The sequence below is a fragment of the Brevibacillus laterosporus genome (assembly GCF_030489605.1).
GTDB classification, from domain to species: Bacteria; Bacillota; Bacilli; order Brevibacillales; family Brevibacillaceae; genus Brevibacillus_B; species Brevibacillus_B laterosporus_E.
Genome location: NZ_JAUKFY010000001.1, coordinates 375,323 through 391,858 on the forward strand (window position 1 = coordinate 375,323; position 16,536 = coordinate 391,858).

Sequence of the window (16,536 nt, forward strand, 5' to 3'; positions counted from 1 at the left end):
AAATAATGCGTGAGAAAATTAGGGAGAAAATAGAATTAGTAAAAAATATTTTTGAAGAAGATCCGTTTAACTTAGTTATAGGAGATATAGAAAAAGAATTAGAAATTGACACTAATATTAAGAGTGGTCCCTTACACGATTATTATGTTTTTTTAAGTGAATATTCATCTTTTAGATGTGGAAGTGTTATTATTTTTGGGAAAAATGAATTGGATGAATTTCAATTTCCTGTCACAGATATGCCGGGTGATTTTGAAGAATGGATATGTATTGGTAAAATTGAACCATATCCATTATTTATAAATAAAAAAAATGGGCAATTAAGTTGTTTAATAGGCGAACCAGGAGTCAATCTAAAAATAGAATGTTATGGCGAATTTGATGACTTTTTGGAAAAATATGTTTTTGGAGAAGCCTATGTTGAAATTGCTGGTAAAGATGACTGGTATCAACTATTAAAAGACCATCAATTAATATAGTAAGTTATTATAGAAGTAACCTTAATCATCTTTATAGTGATTAAGGTTACTTTCCTTTTTTATGTCAAGAAAAATAATTGGTTGGAAGATAAGAACAGAATTCAAGTTCTATCAAAATAATCAATTTTTAAGTGTAATTATAGAAGTATTATGTATTTTTGGTTTATTTACTTGCAGGAGGATTATTCTTATGAGAGATAATTCGCCGAAGTTTAAGTATCACCCTAACGTTTACAAACATGGTATTTTAACGAAATTGTTCAGTTTGTAACAATGAAACGACGTATATTTATTCTGGTCCATTTTATTCCGTTGATGACGTGAATAATATTTGTCCATGGTGTATTTATGATGGAAGAGCTACTATGGAGTTTAAAGGGGTTTTACAAGGTACGGTAGAATATAAAGATAAGCTATTGTCTATTTCTTTTAATGATGAAACAAACGAGTATATGTATTTTATGGGATATGATGAAGTTGAGCCTATACATGATGACAACTTAGAAGAATTGCTCTTCCGCACGCCTAGTTATATCTCTTGGCAAGAACCGCAATGGCCAAGTCATTGTAATGAATTTTGTTCATTTGTTGGATATTTGGATAAAAGTGAACTAAATACGATGAGAAATGATTTACAAGAAGAGATAAGCCTTTTAGAGTAAAATTATGGCTTATCTGTTGACCAATTAGGTGAAGATATAGGATTATACTTGTTTTAATGTAAAAAGTATGGAAAATATAGATTACATTCTGATCATACCTAATAATGAGACCCGAATAATGGACATTAATAAAAGCCCTTATTCGGGTTTTCTTATGTGCAAATCATACGCATAAAGTGGTTTTATGGAAAAACAAAAAGGTATGCTTTTCATTGTAAAGCAATTACAAATAGCGATTGTCCCAAATTATAATGACTTTAATGAGTTAACCGAAAGACATCTCAAAAAATGATTGAAATGTCCCTATAAGATGAAGCACCGTTGGGTAAAATTCTTGAAATGAGGTCAATGCCTTTTGAAAAAGAAATTCGATATAAGAGGATTTTATACAAAATATTCGGAAAAAATTATTCGAAAAGGAACACGGTTCAAACGGAAAAAATGGGTAAAACTAGCTCTGCTTTCATTCAGATTAGGTTTGTCGATATAATCGGCAACCTTTTGTAATGTGCAAGACACTTTCATTCCAGGCTGAAACGTTTCTTATATCAAGATATCATCCCCGACAGAAATCTATACTATCTATAACCCCGATTCGACTTTGAACAACTCGGATTTATTATGAGACGCAAAACGAACTCATCTCCCCTCACCAATTCAATGATATACATATCATTTTCCTAATAAAAAAGATAAACTGTAACCATTTCCCGCTTGGTTCGACTAATAGAGGTTAAAAAAAGTAGACATTGAGGAGAGATAAGATGAATACCCCCAAAAACAAAACGATGTCAGTACAATACAGATTTCTATCAATTGCTTCAGTCATAACGCTATTTTTTGTACCGATCTCACCGGTTTTGGCTATAGATACGAAGACTACTGGGAAAAAATCCACCTCTACACAAGGAGAAATCACCCACCAAGCTGATATCAATCGTCAGGTAAAAAGTGTGATAGAAAAGCTGACGCTAGCCTTTCCTGAAATCAAGGAATATAAAAATCAGAAGATTGAGCTTACAAAAAGATGGAGTAAATTAATCAACGTAATATTAAGCAAGAATGGTGCGGGTAACACCCCAATCGTCCAAGTTCAATTAGACAGACAAACCGGGGAATTATTATATTTCGGCTTTTTCGAACGAACAGAATATCCAAAGGGGACAAGTGTGTACACTTCTTTAAAGGGCTCGGAAAAACAAATCACCGATGAAACAGCTAAACAACAAGCAGCCCTTTTACTAGAAAAATTGTATGGAGAAAAGGCAAAGAATTCCTTGCCGATTTCTATATGGAGAGAAATCAAAAAAGAAAAAGAAGGGGAAGGCAAGCTAATTCCAGTTAAAACCCTGCCGCCAGTCGTTAATTTCCGAATCAGCCTTCCAAATAAGAAAAATCTAGCAACTTACGTTTCGGTGCGTTTCGGTGAAAATGGTAGAATTGAAAGCTTGAATGCTGCAACAAAACCAATTTTATTCGATAAATGGTATGCGGCTGACCTCGAAAATCGGGACATGCCAAATGACGAGCTGACAAAGCCGGCACAGGCTATGTTTGATCGGATGCTTGTACTTTACCCGGAATTAAGAGAGTATCATGTAAAAGAAATTAGCCTATCTACATATAATACTTTTTATGATATTTATTTTAAAAGGTCAAAGACTGATAAAAAAGAAGAAGTCAGAATGCAAATAGACGAAGAAACAGGCAAGCTTGTCTATTTGCAGTTTGAAAAACGACCGTCAGGCAAAGGCGCATCCCCAGAGCTGGCCAAACAAAAGGCATTTGATTTCGTAAAGCGTGTCCAAGGAGGCAAAGAAACAAGCTACACAGTAGGAAATATCATCACGCCGGGAAGAAATGGGGTAACGCTAGTCATCCTAGATGGTTCAGCTCCTGAAAAAGAGCATTATGCCTTAGAGGTGGGGGCAGACGGTAAAATATACGGCTTCGATGGCTAATTGTAAAAATGATCAGGTAAATAAACAGCGGTAACCAAACGTTAGGAATAAAGCTAAGTACAGAGCTACTTAGGTAAGCTTTATGACAAAAGCATTAAACAAAATCAGAGTAGCAGGACACTCAGCAATTGTTGCTCTTGTAGCCTGAGAGACTTATCAACAAAGAGATTTTGAATGGAGGAACTGCATTGTATGGCGAAGATGTAAAACAGCAGGTGCTGTTCATTTATGAGCAGTATTATTTGGATGTCTATCATTTTCTGCTCTATTATACTGGCAATCAAAATGATACAGAGGATTTGACACAGGAGGTTTTTGTCCGTGTGATCCGTGCCTTGGAACGCTATGAGAGCAGGGCAAATATGAAAACGTGGCTATTTGCGATAGCAAAGCACATTGCTATTGACTATCATCGCAAGAAAAGATGGAAAAGTCTGTTTTCCATTGATGTGCTTAAAAAGCATGTGTCTTCAGATGGTTTGCCAGAAAAAGAAGTAGAAAGCTGGGAGGAGGAACAGGAGTTGATCCGAGCGATCCAGAAACTCCCACAGCATTACAGAATGGTTGTCATACTAAGAGGAATTCAAGGATACAGCGTCAGAGAAACGGCCTCTATCATGGATTATTCGGAATCACAGGTGAAAGTGACCTTGCATCGGGCCTTAAAAAAGCTTGAAAAGGAATTAGCAGGACGGATCGGAGGGGAGCTGTACGATGGATTGGCAAAAAGATAAGGAAATGCTTGTTCGCTTAAGAAGATTACATACAAAAAACAAACCAAGTAAAGACTTTGTGGAAACGTTACGTGCCCGGCTAGAGCATCGGGCGAATGTTGCGGTGCACAAGAGAAGCCGATTATTTCGGCCAGTTCAATACGGGCTGGGATTAGCAAGTGTATTCGCACTTCTATTGTACCTATTTGCACCTTCAATGAATAAAGAGGCTTTGCCACCTATGTCCAGCTACCCTACGAAACAGGAGTTTATTGCGAAGCCCCCTGTTGAGGTATCAGAAAAGCAAAAGCAACAGCAACAGCAGGAACAAAAACAGCAGCCCGTATCTAAGCAACCGATTTCTCTAAAGGACTCCCCTGTCCAAAAACAAGCGACTAAAGGAAAAGAACAAAACGATGTGATCATTCCAAGATCACAACCAAAAGAGAATAGGAAAGAAACGAATAGTCCTGCCCCGAAGGAAAAGGCATTGACCTATTTGCGAGAGCTCGGTGGCGAGGATGTAAAGGATTATCAAATAAATCCAGTACTGTCTGCTCCAGCGCGCGGATACATTTTTATGAACCGGATGGTAAATGGAATCCCCTTTTTGGCAGACAGTTATAAAGTGGAATTAGATGAATCAGGGCAACTAAAACAATCAACCATTACAAAAAACACAGATACGAATCTGAAATTTCCATTGCCACAGCAAGCCATATCTAAAGCGAAAGCAACACAATTATTTATGAAAAACATGAGACTAGTTTACCAAGGAGATGAACAACCGCGTCTTACCTATGAATTTAATTTTTCAGGCTATATAGATGCAGTCAGTGGACAAGTAAGAGAAGCGAAGGAAGAAGAGCAAGGTCAACAATCTAGTAAGCCTATTCCGATCGCAGCCCAGAGTAAAAAACTAACTGCTCATAGCCCAGAGGAGGTTGCGAGAATCCTTCAACAGGAATTTGGCATCGCTGTATTTGGACCTTATGCGACAGATGATGCTGTATCTACGGAGAACTACAAACAATATTCCTGGCAAATTGAGGAAGGAAAAATACTAAAGGTTGAGACCCTTGACGGACAAATAATGGGATTTAGGATTAGTTCACCGGATATAGAGGATCCGAATGTTTCTACCAATGCGATTCACAAGGAATTAGCTGGAACGGCAACGAGGATCATCGAAAGATATATGGATGCTAATACGAAGGAGCTTCAATTGATAGACGTTAAAAAGGCAGGTTTGACTCAAACCTATCGATTTATAAGGTCGCATCAAGGCATACCCGTGATTAACAAAAGCTATTCGGTAACGCTTGATACCATAACAGAGAAGGTAATTGGACTTGATCTAGGCTACAGCGTACAAGGCTCTGCTGCACTACCGGACAAATCGAAAGCAATGACACCAGAAGCTGCTGCTGCTATTTACTTGAAAGAACGGCCGCTATCTTTGGTCTATATCATGCTAGAGGATAAGAAGCAACAAAAAGTAACTCCTCACTTGGTGTATCAGATATATTATCATGACACACCTAGGCTATATGTGGACGCGGTGACTGGTGAAGTAATTTGATAATAAGGTGATGTTACCTTCTATACCCGTTTTCTTGTAAGTTCGCGTTCTTTCTCCTATAATTAAATATGATAGTTTCTTTTACGAGATAATTGCATTCTTTATGTCAGATGGAGGAAAGCAGTCCTCCCGTTCAAGAGGCGACACCATCCCTAATCCGTCTGTTTGAAGGATTAGGGATTTTTGTTACATATGATCGATAAAAATCAAGTGAAGAGAGGATATTTACATGAACAAAATGAAACATCGTCTAACAGCATTGCTAACAGTATGCTTAGCTGTTTCGCTAACTGCGTGTTCCGGTGAAACAACGCCAAAGGAAGGAGTAAAGCCTTCACCAAGTCAAAACCAAGCGACTGATTCTGCAACGGATCATCAGGCGTCGGATGCTTCCTTAAAAACCATCTATCCGCTTAAGGTAAAAGATGTGACGGGAGAAGAATTCACCTTCGAAAAAGCGCCGGAGCGTATTGTATCAGTATCGCCTGCCGAAACGGAAACCTTATTTGCACTCGGACTTGAACAACAAATCATGGGTGTTTCTGACTACGATGATTACCCAGCATCAACTAAGGATAAACCGAAAATGGGAAGCATTATGGCACCGAACGTTGAATCTATTTTGGCTGCCAAACCGGATATTGTTTTTACAGGAATTTCAATGAAAGAAGAAACAGTGAAGAAATTCCGAGAGCTTGGCGTAAAAATCTTTAAAGTCGAACCGAAGACGTATGATGACGTGATCGCCAATATTGAATTGTATGGTAAAATCACCGATCATCAGGCTGAAGCAAAGAAAGCCGTGGACGAGCTACAAAAGACTCGTGACGAGATTTTAGCTGTTGGTAAAACGATCAATCAGAAAAAGAAAGTGTATCTTGAATTTTCTCCTGGCTGGACGGTTGGTAGCGGAGAATTTTTGAACCAAATGATCGAGCTTGCTGGCGGCATAAACGTGGCTGGCGACACGAAAGGCTGGGTACAAATTAACGAAGAGACCATTATAAAACAAAATCCTGATGTAATTCTGTACACACAGGGCGTGGTAGACTCAAAAACCAACCAATCCTTAGAGGATATTATTCGCTCACGCAAAGGCTGGAGTGGGGTCGAGGCGATTAAAAACAACACAGTCGTAGGACTTGACCAAAATATCATTAGTCGTCCGGGACCTCGCCTTGCGCAAGGTCTGAAAGAAATGGCGAAAGCAATCTATCCTGATAAATTTAAGTAAGTGGGGCTGACCTCTAGGATGAGTACAAATAGTGCTTACGGACAGATGAACGGGAAAAAAAGAATGGCAGCAGGAGCAGTGGGAATCATACTGCTCCTGCTGTCTGTTGTGGCTAGCTTGGCCATTGGTTCGGTTATGCTGCCGATGGATGAAATTACCCGTATTTTACTACACCAAATTCCTGGAATGCATTCCGTTATTCCCGTTACATGGGATGAATCCTCTGCACAGATTATGCTAAACGTAAGATTGCCCAGGATAATTCTGGCTTTGTTAGTCGGAGCTTCGCTTGGGATAGCGGGAGCGGCGTTTCAAGGTGTGTTACGCAATCCTTTAGCAGACCCTTTTACTTTAGGAGTATCCTCTGGTGCTTCAGTTGGGGCGGCGATCCTCATCTATTTTGGCCTGCAATATGCTTGGTTAGGGCAATGGACAGTGCCATTGACTGCCTTTGTGACTGGAGTTTGTACATTAGTGATTGTGCTACAGATGGCAAGAGAAAACGGAAAGATTCCTATTGAAACCCTGATTTTATCCGGAGTAGTCATGCAAGCATTTCTAGGCTCGATCGTGTCTTTTCTTGTGGCAATGTCTAAGCAGACCATCAATGAGATTTTATTTTGGGTGATGGGAAGTTTAGCTATGCGAGGCTGGTCGTATGCGGGAATCCTCTTGCCATACCTATCTATGGGACTTCTTGTTTTATTTGCATATGCTCGTCCCTTAAATATGCTTGCCTTAGGAGAAAGACAAGCGGGACACCTAGGCTTGCATGTAGAAAGGACGAAGTGGATTGTGTTATTGACAGCCACTCTCGTCACGGCAGCCGCTGTATCCGTGTCAGGTGTGATCGGTTTTGTCGGATTGGTCGTTCCGCATTTACTGCGGATGATCATAGGGGCTGATTATCGCTTATTGATTCCCATGTCTGCTTTAGGTGGTGCTGTTTATGTACTGTGGGCAGATACCATCTCCCGCACGTTGCTTGCTCCGACAGAAATACCGCTTGGAGTAGTAACGGCCTTTATTGGTGCACCGTTCTTTGCCATGCTGCTGATCCGAAATAAACGGAAACGTAGGGGAGGTTGATTGCTGATGGCGAACAGAGGACAACAACAGATAACAGCAGATAAACAACAGCAAAGCCGTGGCTTTTCCCGACACTCCAATAGCCAGAAGACCATGCAAAAGGATCAGAATGCTCCGGTCATTTCAGTCTGTGATGTCTCACATCGATATGGAAATCAAGCGGTTTTACATCAGGTGAGCATTGAAATTGGGGCGGGTGAATGGCTAGGGATTATTGGACCGAACGGCAGTGGTAAATCTACCCTGCTATCTTTGATGTCACGTGCGGAGACACCATCAGCTGGACAAATTCTTGTATATGGAAAAGACATTAAGTCATATGGGAGAAAAAAATTGTCCCAGCATATGGCTGTCCTTCAGCAGGAAACGATTCCTCCGATTCATTATACGGTTCAAGAAGTCGTAGAAATGGGACGTTTCCCATATCAGTCCTGGTGGGGAACAGAAGCAGAGGATAGCGGACCATTTATTGATAGTATCATGGAACGATTGCAATTAAAGAGGTTGGCAAACAAAAGGCTAGATCAATTAAGCGGCGGACAACGGCAGAGAGCTGCGTTAGCTAAGCTTATGGCTCAGTCTCCTAGCATCGTGTTGTTAGATGAACCTACTACCTATTTAGATATTCATTATCAAGTGCAATTCATGGATGTAGTGCAGGAGTGGCAACAGGAGTGCGGGGTAACAGTCGTGTCTGTATTACACGATTTGAATTTAGCTGCTCTTTACTGTGATCGGATTATTGTACTACATGATGGAAGGATTTCGGCTGAGGGAACACCGGCGGAAATGATGACCACACAACGACTTTCTGATGTTTTCCAAGTAAACACAGCGATTATCCGGCATCCTCAAACAGAGCGGCCTCAAGTGCTTGTTTGCCCGAAACAGCAAGCAGAAAAGCTGATAAATGAATAGGCGCATCATAAGGAACCCCCCAGCAGAGTTGACGATCTGCTGGGGGGTTTTTGTCTTATTTCTTTTGATAAACGCAAACAACCATCTTCACAAAATATTCCCGGAACAAAGATGTTTTTGCTAATTTCGCTACCACATTTCGCAAAGGAATTTCCTTTTCATACACAGCAGGATAGTGAACGCCTTTTTGAATGTTGCGGAAACGTCTGATCGTCATGCGATTGATATACGAGAAGTACTCGGAACCATCTGGACGTTTGCTGATACGAAAGCCTAAACGATCTTTCCCGTCTGGCAAATCCTGCACGAGCTTACGATACGCATCAATCAGAGTTTGTTCAGAAAAGAAGGAGTGAACCCAAGGGAATCCGATTGCATCTGACAAGTGAGCGCCGTATGGATGATAATACGGTGGGAAGTTAATGTAGAGATGACCGCCCTTTTTTAACACACGGAAGCATTCTTCCAGCGTTTTCTCTGGGTTATCTACATGCTCCATCGCATCGTTCATAATGATTGTATCGAACGTCTCGTCTTCAAATAACATTTTGGATGCATCACCGGTCATGAAGGAAGCGATATGATCCAAGCCTTTTTCCCGGGCAAAGGCATTACCTTCTTCTGCATAATGAGGGACAATGTCAATTCCGATAATCTTTTCAGGACCAAAGGTAGCGTAGTAGCAGGTTTTACCGCCACCGCCACAGCCGATATCCAGCACGGTCTTATTTTTGAACATTTCTTCCTGAGAATGGAACGGCAGGAAGAATTGAATGGTCTGATCGCCTTTGCGAAATTGCCATTCGGTATAGCTCATTTTACCGTCATTCGCTAGATTGAACGGATGGACCGGCAAAGGAAACATTTTGTTTAATGTGATAAGTAATGACGAAGAGAGTGACAAGGTATTTTGCCTCCTTACAAACAAACGACAGTTATTTCTTGCTGGCTAACGCTTGTAATACGAGCTCACTACTTTTCATAGCTTCCGCTTTGAGCAAGCCAGCTTTTTCACGGATGATGGCTTGCTCCCGATCTAGATGTTGCATGCGATCGTCAAGTAGTGTAAGCAACTGCTCTGATGTTAAATCTTTGATATGGCCCGCACAGGTCATGCCTGCACGTTCCACAAAACGGTCAATTTTAGGATCATAGGAAATGCCGATAAACGGAATGTGAAGCATACAAGCAAGGATCAAAGAGTGAAGCCTCATCCCCACCACGTAATCTGCTTGCTTCAAGATGCACATAATGTCATGAAAAGAGACATGGTCCTTGAGCATTGCCGCACCCTTATGCTGCATCGCCTTCAGAATATCCTCGGAAGGGGCGATATCGCTTGGAAAATGCATGGGTAGAAACAATACGTTCCAACCGCGTTCCTGATAATAATCCGCGGCATCGGCAATCACCTGTTTGAAACGCTCTTCCGTTTTCCAATCGCGAACGGAAAAGATCACAAGCGGTCGGGATGAATCTTCGAACATAGGTGATACCAGTTCAGCCCCTCGTTCATCCGAAATGTCCTCAGGATGAATAGTGAGGGCAGGGTCCGCTGTAACATATAACGGAGCCTTGGTTACCCCACAAGCTTTAAAATCTTCACCTGATTCATGATCGCGTACAGTAATGACATCTACATGATTCACGACTGTTTTAATCATGGAACGGCTGAAGGATTTTAGGATAGGCCCGAAGCCTTGCGCATAAAATACGACGGGCTTGCCTAACAATTTGGCAATGGTAACGATCCCGAGATAATAGAGTACACTGCGGGGGCTGGTAACGTCCTGCATGAGTGTACCGCCACCCATTACCAACAGGTCGCTTTGCTTTAATTCTCGCACAATCGTGGAGAGCTTCCAACGATTATGGGCGGATATCCCAAATAGCGATGTTGTCCGCTCAGGCGTATTTGACAACACGGATAGGGAAATATTCGGTTGTTCTCGTCTGAGCGAGGTAATGATTCCATATAACACAACATCGTCCCCGGCATTATTAAAGCCGTAATATCCGGAGATGAGAATTCGCGACATGAGAGAACCTTCTTTCTATTCAAACGTACTGGTAACGTAACTGATAAGTAGTATACAATCATAAGTGCCGTTTTTCTAAATTGGGCACATCCTCAAGTATAATCGAGAGGCGATAGGTAAGTAAAGCGGAGGAGACACCAACTACATAATATAGTAGATTCCCGCGGCAACTAACAATACACTCAGTGCGATAAAGCTGATCATTACATACAGGATGCCTTTGTTTTTTCGTCTTCGATAGAAAAACTCATCAAACATCGTGTAGACCCCTCTCTTAAACACGCTCTAATACCGTTCATATTACCATGTCTACACTAGAATACGCTAGATTTTTGGCAGAAAGGAACTTGTTGCATGACAAAATATTGGATGAAATATACGCTTTCCCTACCAGGAGAATTAGAGGAGATATTTTCCTATACCATTATGGAAACTGATGAATACACATTAGGGTGGATTGAACCTGAAGTAGAGGTTATTACGACTAACAATGGATACGATTATGCAGAACTGACTGAGAAACCGATGACGGCCTATTTGTTTGAGCCGTTAACCGCTACAAAGCAGGAACAGACAGCCCGGCTACAGAGATATCTTGATCAATGGGAAGGCAGAATTAAAGTTACAGCCACTGAGCAGGTAGAGGAGGAGAATGAATCATGGAAAGATGAGTTTGCCTCTGTACAAGTGGGGGATTGGCTGATAGCTCCTTCTTGGGAAGATGCGAAGGTGCTAGAGCAAGCAGAGCATGTGCTCTGCATAGATCCCGGTGCTGCCTTTGGAACGGGATATCATGGAACAACACAGGATATTTTACGGTTTTTACAGGAGAGCGAATTAACTGGCAAAACCATTTTGGATGTAGGAGCAGGTTCAGGAATTCTCTCTATTTTCAGCTTGTTAAATGGAGCGGCAAATCCTGTCTATGCCGCAGATATTAACCCGGAGACTGATTATCAGCTAAAGCAAAATCTGGCTCTCAATCAATTATCTAATCAATCTGTGAAGGTGCTGATCGGTGATGCATCCGTCGATGATCATCTATTATCCTTGGAAAAATATTTTGATTTTATCTTCATTAATATTGGCGGTGAAGAAGTGATACAAATGCTGCCGCTAGTAAGACGCACCTTTAAGCCTACAGGCCGCTTAATTCTCTCAGGAATAGTAGAATGGATTTTGCCAAAAGTAGTAGAAGCCTATGAACAAGCAGGATTTTATGTAATGGAACAAAAACAGAGCGAAGAATGGGTGACACTCTTATTGGAATTGTGCGACAATAAAGGAAAATAGTTGCATCCCAAAGGAGGAGTAGCATGGCAGAGCCTATCGTAATTGTCGCAGCAAAACGGACGCCAATTGGAACATTTGGCGGTATGTTTCAGGATGTGTCAGCCCGTAAATTAGCTGAACTAACGATTCGTGACATCATGGATACAACAAGGATCGACCCCAAAGAAATTGATGAGGTTATTCTAGGAAATTGTATTCAACGTACAGATGAGCCGAATATTGCGAGAACAGCTCTTCTAGACGCTGGTCTGCCCCAGCAAGTGACAGGATTGACTGTTCAGCGACAATGTTCCTCCGGTATGCAGGCAATTGTTTCAGGTCTGCAACAGATAGCTTTGGGAGATAGCGAGGTTGTAATCGCGGGCGGCGTGGAGAGCATGAGTCGTGCTCCTTATGTCTTGAAGCAGGCCCGTTTTGGCAAAAGGCTCATGCATGGTGAAATGACAGACGCTTTATGGGAGCTGCTTACAGACCCGCATCACGATATTTTAATGGGTGAAACAGCAGAACGCTTGGCGGATCGCTATAAGATCAGCCGGGAGGAGCAGGATGAGATAGCTTATTTGAGTCATCAGAAAGCGGCGCATGCCACGAAAGAGGGGCTTTTTAAGGACGAAATCATCCCGATTGTATTGAGCAAAAAACATAAAACAATCACGCTCACCGCAGATGAGCATATTCGCTCAGACATTACGCTCGATGCCTTAGCTAAATTAAAGCCAACCTTCCGTGATGAGGGAACGGTTACAGCGGGGAATGCTTCAGGATTGAATGATGGTGCTTCTGCCGTGCTAGTAATGAAAGAGAGTAAAGCCAAAAATCTTGGACTTACCGTACTAGGACGAATTGTATCTTATGCCTGGGCCGGAGTCGAGCCTGACTTAATGGGATATGGACCAGTGCCAGCCACACAAAAAGCATTGAAGAAAGCAGGGCTTCGTTTACAAGACATACAACTGATTGAGGTTAATGAAGCATTTGCTTCTCAGTATCTGGCGGTAGAAAAGCTATTGGAATTGGATCGAACCATTACGAACGTAAATGGCAGTGGGATATCGCTTGGTCATCCAGTCGGTTCAACAGGCTGCCGCTTAATCGTTACCCTCCTCCATGAAATGAAACGCCGCCAGCTGCATAGAGGGTTAGCTACTTTATGTGTAGGTGGCGGACTTGGTATGAGCATGATTGTTGAACGATAAAATAAAGCGAAGAATGATAAGAGATAATCTTGAGAGCAGATTGGACATGGTAGCTATTGCATAAATCGCACATTTTTTGACCATAGTATAAAGGACCCTGTATAGGGTTCTTTTTTGTATACACTGTGATGAGGTAAGGGGAAGATCAGATGCAAGTCAAGCAAAAGGAAACCGTCAAAAAAGTGATCGTCATTGTCCTTTGCGTCTTATTTTTAGCGTTATTAGCCTATCTAGGCACTGCTTTTCAACAATACAAGCAGATGACGCAAGATTGGTATGAGCCGCTTCCTCAGGTGAGCGGCTCTTCATTTCCGCACAACACCTCCATTTTGCAGACGCCAGGGGTTCCCTTGGATCAGTCCCCCAATCTTACAGCCGAAGCGCTCTATCACAAAGAACAACCCCAATCCCTTCATCCCTTTAACATGATGCTAATCGGCACGGATAGTCGAAAAGGGGAGCGGGCACGCTCTGATACCCTGTTAATAGCCACCATTAATCCGATAACGCAACAAGCACAATTGATCTCAATTCCTCGTGATACCTATATAAAAATTCCCGGCAAAGGCTTTGATAAAGTAAATCACGCAACTGCCTATGGAGGGCCGGCTCTGTTAAAAAAAACCTTGGAAGACTACTTATCAATTAAGATTGACCGTTATGCCACGATTGATTTTGACGGCTTTCGAAAGCTTATTGATGAATTGGGCGGTGTAGAAGTAACTGTCAAAAAACGTATGAAATATACCGACCCTAGTGATGGAACCAATATTGATCTATATCCGGGCAAGCAGGTTTTGAACGGAAAGCAAGCGCTAGATTATGCACGCTATCGCAAAAGTGATTTAGGCCATGAAGATAGCGACTATGAACGAATTGCTCGTCAGCAGGAAATGATTCGGGCCTTAGCTAATAAAGGAGGCTCCATGGATGCTTTTTTAAAGGCATTTAAATTAATGGAGATCTTAGGCAAACATATTAAGACAGACCTGACGCAAAATGAAATTTCCGCGTTGCTTGTCACCTACTATGATCCTAAACAAAATCACATCACGACAGAGACCATTAGAGGACGTGATGAACGCATTTGGAATCATTCAACACTTGGCTGGTACTATTTGGTTTCATCCGGCGAGAGAGAACGAATCCAAGAAAAAATAAAAAAAGTATTGAATGCGAAAGCAGAAGAATAACCAGAGATGATGCTCACTTATTTTTATACTGCTAAAAATGCGAATACGAAAGATGTGGGGGAGGAAAGGCATAACTGTGAGTTGGAGTAGTCCATTCTGTTTCGGTTTGCCTTTCCTGACTGGAAAGATTAGTAAAAAAATCTGGAAAAGTCTATCTATTTAGAATAAAATAGTCAAATAAGGAGAGATTGTGAATGTGAAGATGGGAAAGATGAGGTATCAAAGGTTGGAGGGAAAGCGATGTTAATTGCCAAGCCTTGGTTATCTTGTTACCCAGCAGAAGTCCCCGCTACAGTGGAATACCCCCGTGTTCCATTGACGTACTTTTTAGAAAAATCAGCACAAGATTATCCACAAAATTATGCTCTTTCTTTTATGGGAAAGCGCATGACCTATCAAGAATTGCTCACCCAATCCTATCGTTTTGCTCATGTATTACGAGCGCGAGGCATAAAAAAGGGAGATCGCATTGCCATAATGCTGCCAAATATTCCGCAAACCATAATTGCTTTTTATGGAGCGATGTTTGCGGGAGCGGTGGTAGTTATGACCAATCCTTTGTATACAGAACGCGAATTAACGCACCAGCTTAACGATTCTGGTGCAGCTGCCATTGTCACCCTCGATCTCTTATACAACCGAGTGCAAAATGTTAAGTCAAATACCAAATTACTTCATGTATTTCTAACCAGCATACGAGATTTTTTACCCCCCATGAAGAAAGCGCTTTACCCGATTGCCCAAAAATTTGATAAAAAAGCGGTGCCCGTGCCAGCCATTCTCTATCAGGATGGGGTGGAGAATTTTGTGCGTGCTCTAAAACAGGCGCCAACTGATCCTATCCATATTGAAGCAAATTGGGAGGAAGAATTAGCCCTGTTGCAATATACAGGTGGAACAACAGGTCTTGCCAAGGGAGTGATGCTTACCCATCGGAATCTTGTGGCAAACGCTGTTCAATGTAAGGCTGTTCTTTACAAAATGAAGCCAGGACAAGAGAAAATTCTGGGAGTCCTCCCCTTATTCCATGTTTATGGGCTGACTACCGTGATGAATTGCGGCCTGCAGATGGGCGCAGAAATCTTACTTGTTCCCCGTTTCGATGTTAAGCAAATTCTACAATTAATACAGAAGGAGCGGCCTACAATCTTTCCAGGGGCTCCTACGATGTATATCGGTCTTATTAATCATCCAGACATTAAGAAATACGATTTGTCCTCTATTGAGGCCTGTGTTAGCGGTTCGGCTCCCTTGCCTTTAGAGGTACAGGAGAGATTTGAAGAAATTACAGGCGGAAAGTTGGTAGAGGGCTACGGTTTAACCGAGACCTCTCCTGTTACCCATTCAAATAACCTGTGGGAAAGACGGGTTAATAGCAGTATTGGGCTGCCATGGCCAGACACGGAAGCTTGTATTATCGACCCAGCAACAGACGAAGCAATGCCTCCAAATCAAATTGGTGAACTGGCTGTTCGTGGTCCGCAGGTGATGAAGGGATACTGGAATCGTCCTGAAGACACGGCTATGGTTCTTAAGGATGGCTGGCTGTTGACGGGAGATATAGCATATATGGATGAAGAAGGCTTTTTCTACATCGTTGATCGAAAAAAAGACATGATTATTGCTGGTGGATTTAATATCTATCCGCGTGAGGTAGAGGAAGTTTTGTTTGAACATTCTGCCATTCAGGAGGTTGCGGTAGTCGGTATACCAGATCCATATCGGGGAGAGACAGTGAAAGCCTTTGTTGTACTAAAAGATTCCTATCAGGTGACGGAGGAGGAATTGAATGCTTTCTGTCGTCAGCGATTAGCTAGTTATAAAGTACCGCGTTCCTATGAGTTCAGGGAAGAATTGCCTAAAACGATGGTAGGTAAGGTGCTTCGCCGTCATTTGCAAGAAGAAGAAAAGAAGCGTATTGAATTAGAAAGTACAAGTAAATTGGGGTAAATCAAGAAAATGTGTCTAAAATGCGACAAAATTAGACATATGAAACGATTTCAGCACTTTTCCATCTAGGAAGAATTGCCTATCTATTCAAATAGAGTTACAATTACAACAACGGTTTACCCTGACATGGGGTAAGCCGTTTTTTATTTTCCAATGCTTGACAGAGCCGGTTCTGTATTATAAACTTTTCTTGAATGAACATTCATTCATTTCTGACAAAAAAT

14 protein-coding genes are annotated in these 16,536 nt (G+C 41.7%); 12 read left to right on the forward strand and 2 right to left on the reverse strand.

The window, feature by feature from the left end; translation table 11 throughout:
• Positions 1 to 5: 5 nt before the first annotated feature.
• The 8 genes from QZ995_RS01430 (at position 6) to QZ995_RS01465 (ending at position 8,638) form a co-directional block, all read left to right on the forward strand.
• Positions 6 to 479, forward strand: coding sequence for a hypothetical protein (locus QZ995_RS01430; protein WP_301802052.1), 474 nt, complete (start codon positions 6 to 8; stop codon positions 477 to 479).
• 287 nt (positions 480 to 766) lie between these two features.
• The gene (locus QZ995_RS01435; RefSeq protein WP_301802252.1) at positions 767 to 1,141 is read left to right on the forward strand and encodes a CbrC family protein; all 375 of its coding nucleotides are present in this window, start codon (positions 767 to 769) and stop codon (positions 1,139 to 1,141) included.
• A gap of 764 nt (positions 1,142 to 1,905) precedes the next feature.
• The gene (locus QZ995_RS01440; RefSeq protein WP_301802054.1) at positions 1,906 to 3,102 is read left to right on the forward strand and encodes a hypothetical protein; all 1,197 of its coding nucleotides are present in this window, start codon (positions 1,906 to 1,908) and stop codon (positions 3,100 to 3,102) included.
• 188 nt (positions 3,103 to 3,290) lie between these two features.
• Positions 3,291 to 3,836 carry an RNA polymerase sigma factor gene (locus tag QZ995_RS01445; protein WP_064017765.1) on the forward strand — a complete coding sequence of 182 codons (546 nt, stop codon included), beginning with the start codon at positions 3,291 to 3,293 and terminating at the stop codon, positions 3,834 to 3,836.
• The gene (locus tag QZ995_RS01450) at positions 3,817 to 5,397 is read left to right on the forward strand and encodes a PepSY domain-containing protein (RefSeq protein ID WP_301802059.1); all 1,581 of its coding nucleotides are present in this window, start codon (positions 3,817 to 3,819) and stop codon (positions 5,395 to 5,397) included. The genes QZ995_RS01445 and QZ995_RS01450 overlap by 20 nt, the downstream gene beginning before the upstream one ends.
• Positions 5,398 to 5,626: 229 nt before the next feature.
• The gene (locus QZ995_RS01455) at positions 5,627 to 6,631 is read left to right on the forward strand and encodes an ABC transporter substrate-binding protein (RefSeq protein WP_301802060.1); all 1,005 of its coding nucleotides are present in this window, start codon (positions 5,627 to 5,629) and stop codon (positions 6,629 to 6,631) included.
• 18 nt (positions 6,632 to 6,649) lie between these two features.
• Positions 6,650 to 7,720 carry a FecCD family ABC transporter permease gene (locus QZ995_RS01460; protein ID WP_301802061.1) on the forward strand — a complete coding sequence of 357 codons (1,071 nt, stop codon included), beginning with the start codon at positions 6,650 to 6,652 and terminating at the stop codon, positions 7,718 to 7,720.
• Positions 7,721 to 7,726: 6 nt separating this feature from the next.
• On the forward strand, positions 7,727 to 8,638 hold the full coding sequence (locus QZ995_RS01465) for an ABC transporter ATP-binding protein (protein ID WP_301802063.1): 912 nt from the start codon (positions 7,727 to 7,729) through the stop codon (positions 8,636 to 8,638).
• Positions 8,639 to 8,693: 55 nt separating this feature from the next.
• On the opposite strand, the gene QZ995_RS01470 is transcribed toward QZ995_RS01465, so the two are convergent.
• The gene (locus tag QZ995_RS01470; RefSeq protein WP_301802065.1) at positions 8,694 to 9,542 is read right to left on the reverse strand and encodes a class I SAM-dependent methyltransferase; all 849 of its coding nucleotides are present in this window, start codon (positions 9,540 to 9,542) and stop codon (positions 8,694 to 8,696) included.
• A gap of 31 nt (positions 9,543 to 9,573) precedes the next feature.
• Complete coding sequence (gene csaB, locus QZ995_RS01475) at positions 9,574 to 10,677, reverse strand: polysaccharide pyruvyl transferase CsaB (protein WP_301802067.1); 1,104 nt, start codon at positions 10,675 to 10,677, stop codon at positions 9,574 to 9,576.
• Positions 10,678 to 11,031: 354 nt separating this feature from the next.
• Between csaB and QZ995_RS01480 the strand changes: the two genes are divergently transcribed.
• From QZ995_RS01480 to QZ995_RS01495, 4 genes are all read left to right on the forward strand, one after another.
• Positions 11,032 to 11,970 carry a 50S ribosomal protein L11 methyltransferase gene (locus QZ995_RS01480; RefSeq protein WP_301802068.1) on the forward strand — a complete coding sequence of 313 codons (939 nt, stop codon included), beginning with the start codon at positions 11,032 to 11,034 and terminating at the stop codon, positions 11,968 to 11,970.
• A gap of 23 nt (positions 11,971 to 11,993) precedes the next feature.
• Positions 11,994 to 13,169, forward strand: coding sequence for a thiolase family protein (locus QZ995_RS01485; RefSeq protein ID WP_301802070.1), 1,176 nt, complete (start codon positions 11,994 to 11,996; stop codon positions 13,167 to 13,169).
• Between the two features lie 149 nt (positions 13,170 to 13,318).
• The gene (locus QZ995_RS01490; protein ID WP_301802072.1) at positions 13,319 to 14,362 is read left to right on the forward strand and encodes an LCP family protein; all 1,044 of its coding nucleotides are present in this window, start codon (positions 13,319 to 13,321) and stop codon (positions 14,360 to 14,362) included.
• Between the two features lie 240 nt (positions 14,363 to 14,602).
• Positions 14,603 to 16,312, forward strand: coding sequence for a long-chain-fatty-acid--CoA ligase (locus QZ995_RS01495; RefSeq protein WP_301802074.1), 1,710 nt, complete (start codon positions 14,603 to 14,605; stop codon positions 16,310 to 16,312).
• The last annotated feature ends 224 nt before the right edge of the window (positions 16,313 to 16,536 follow it).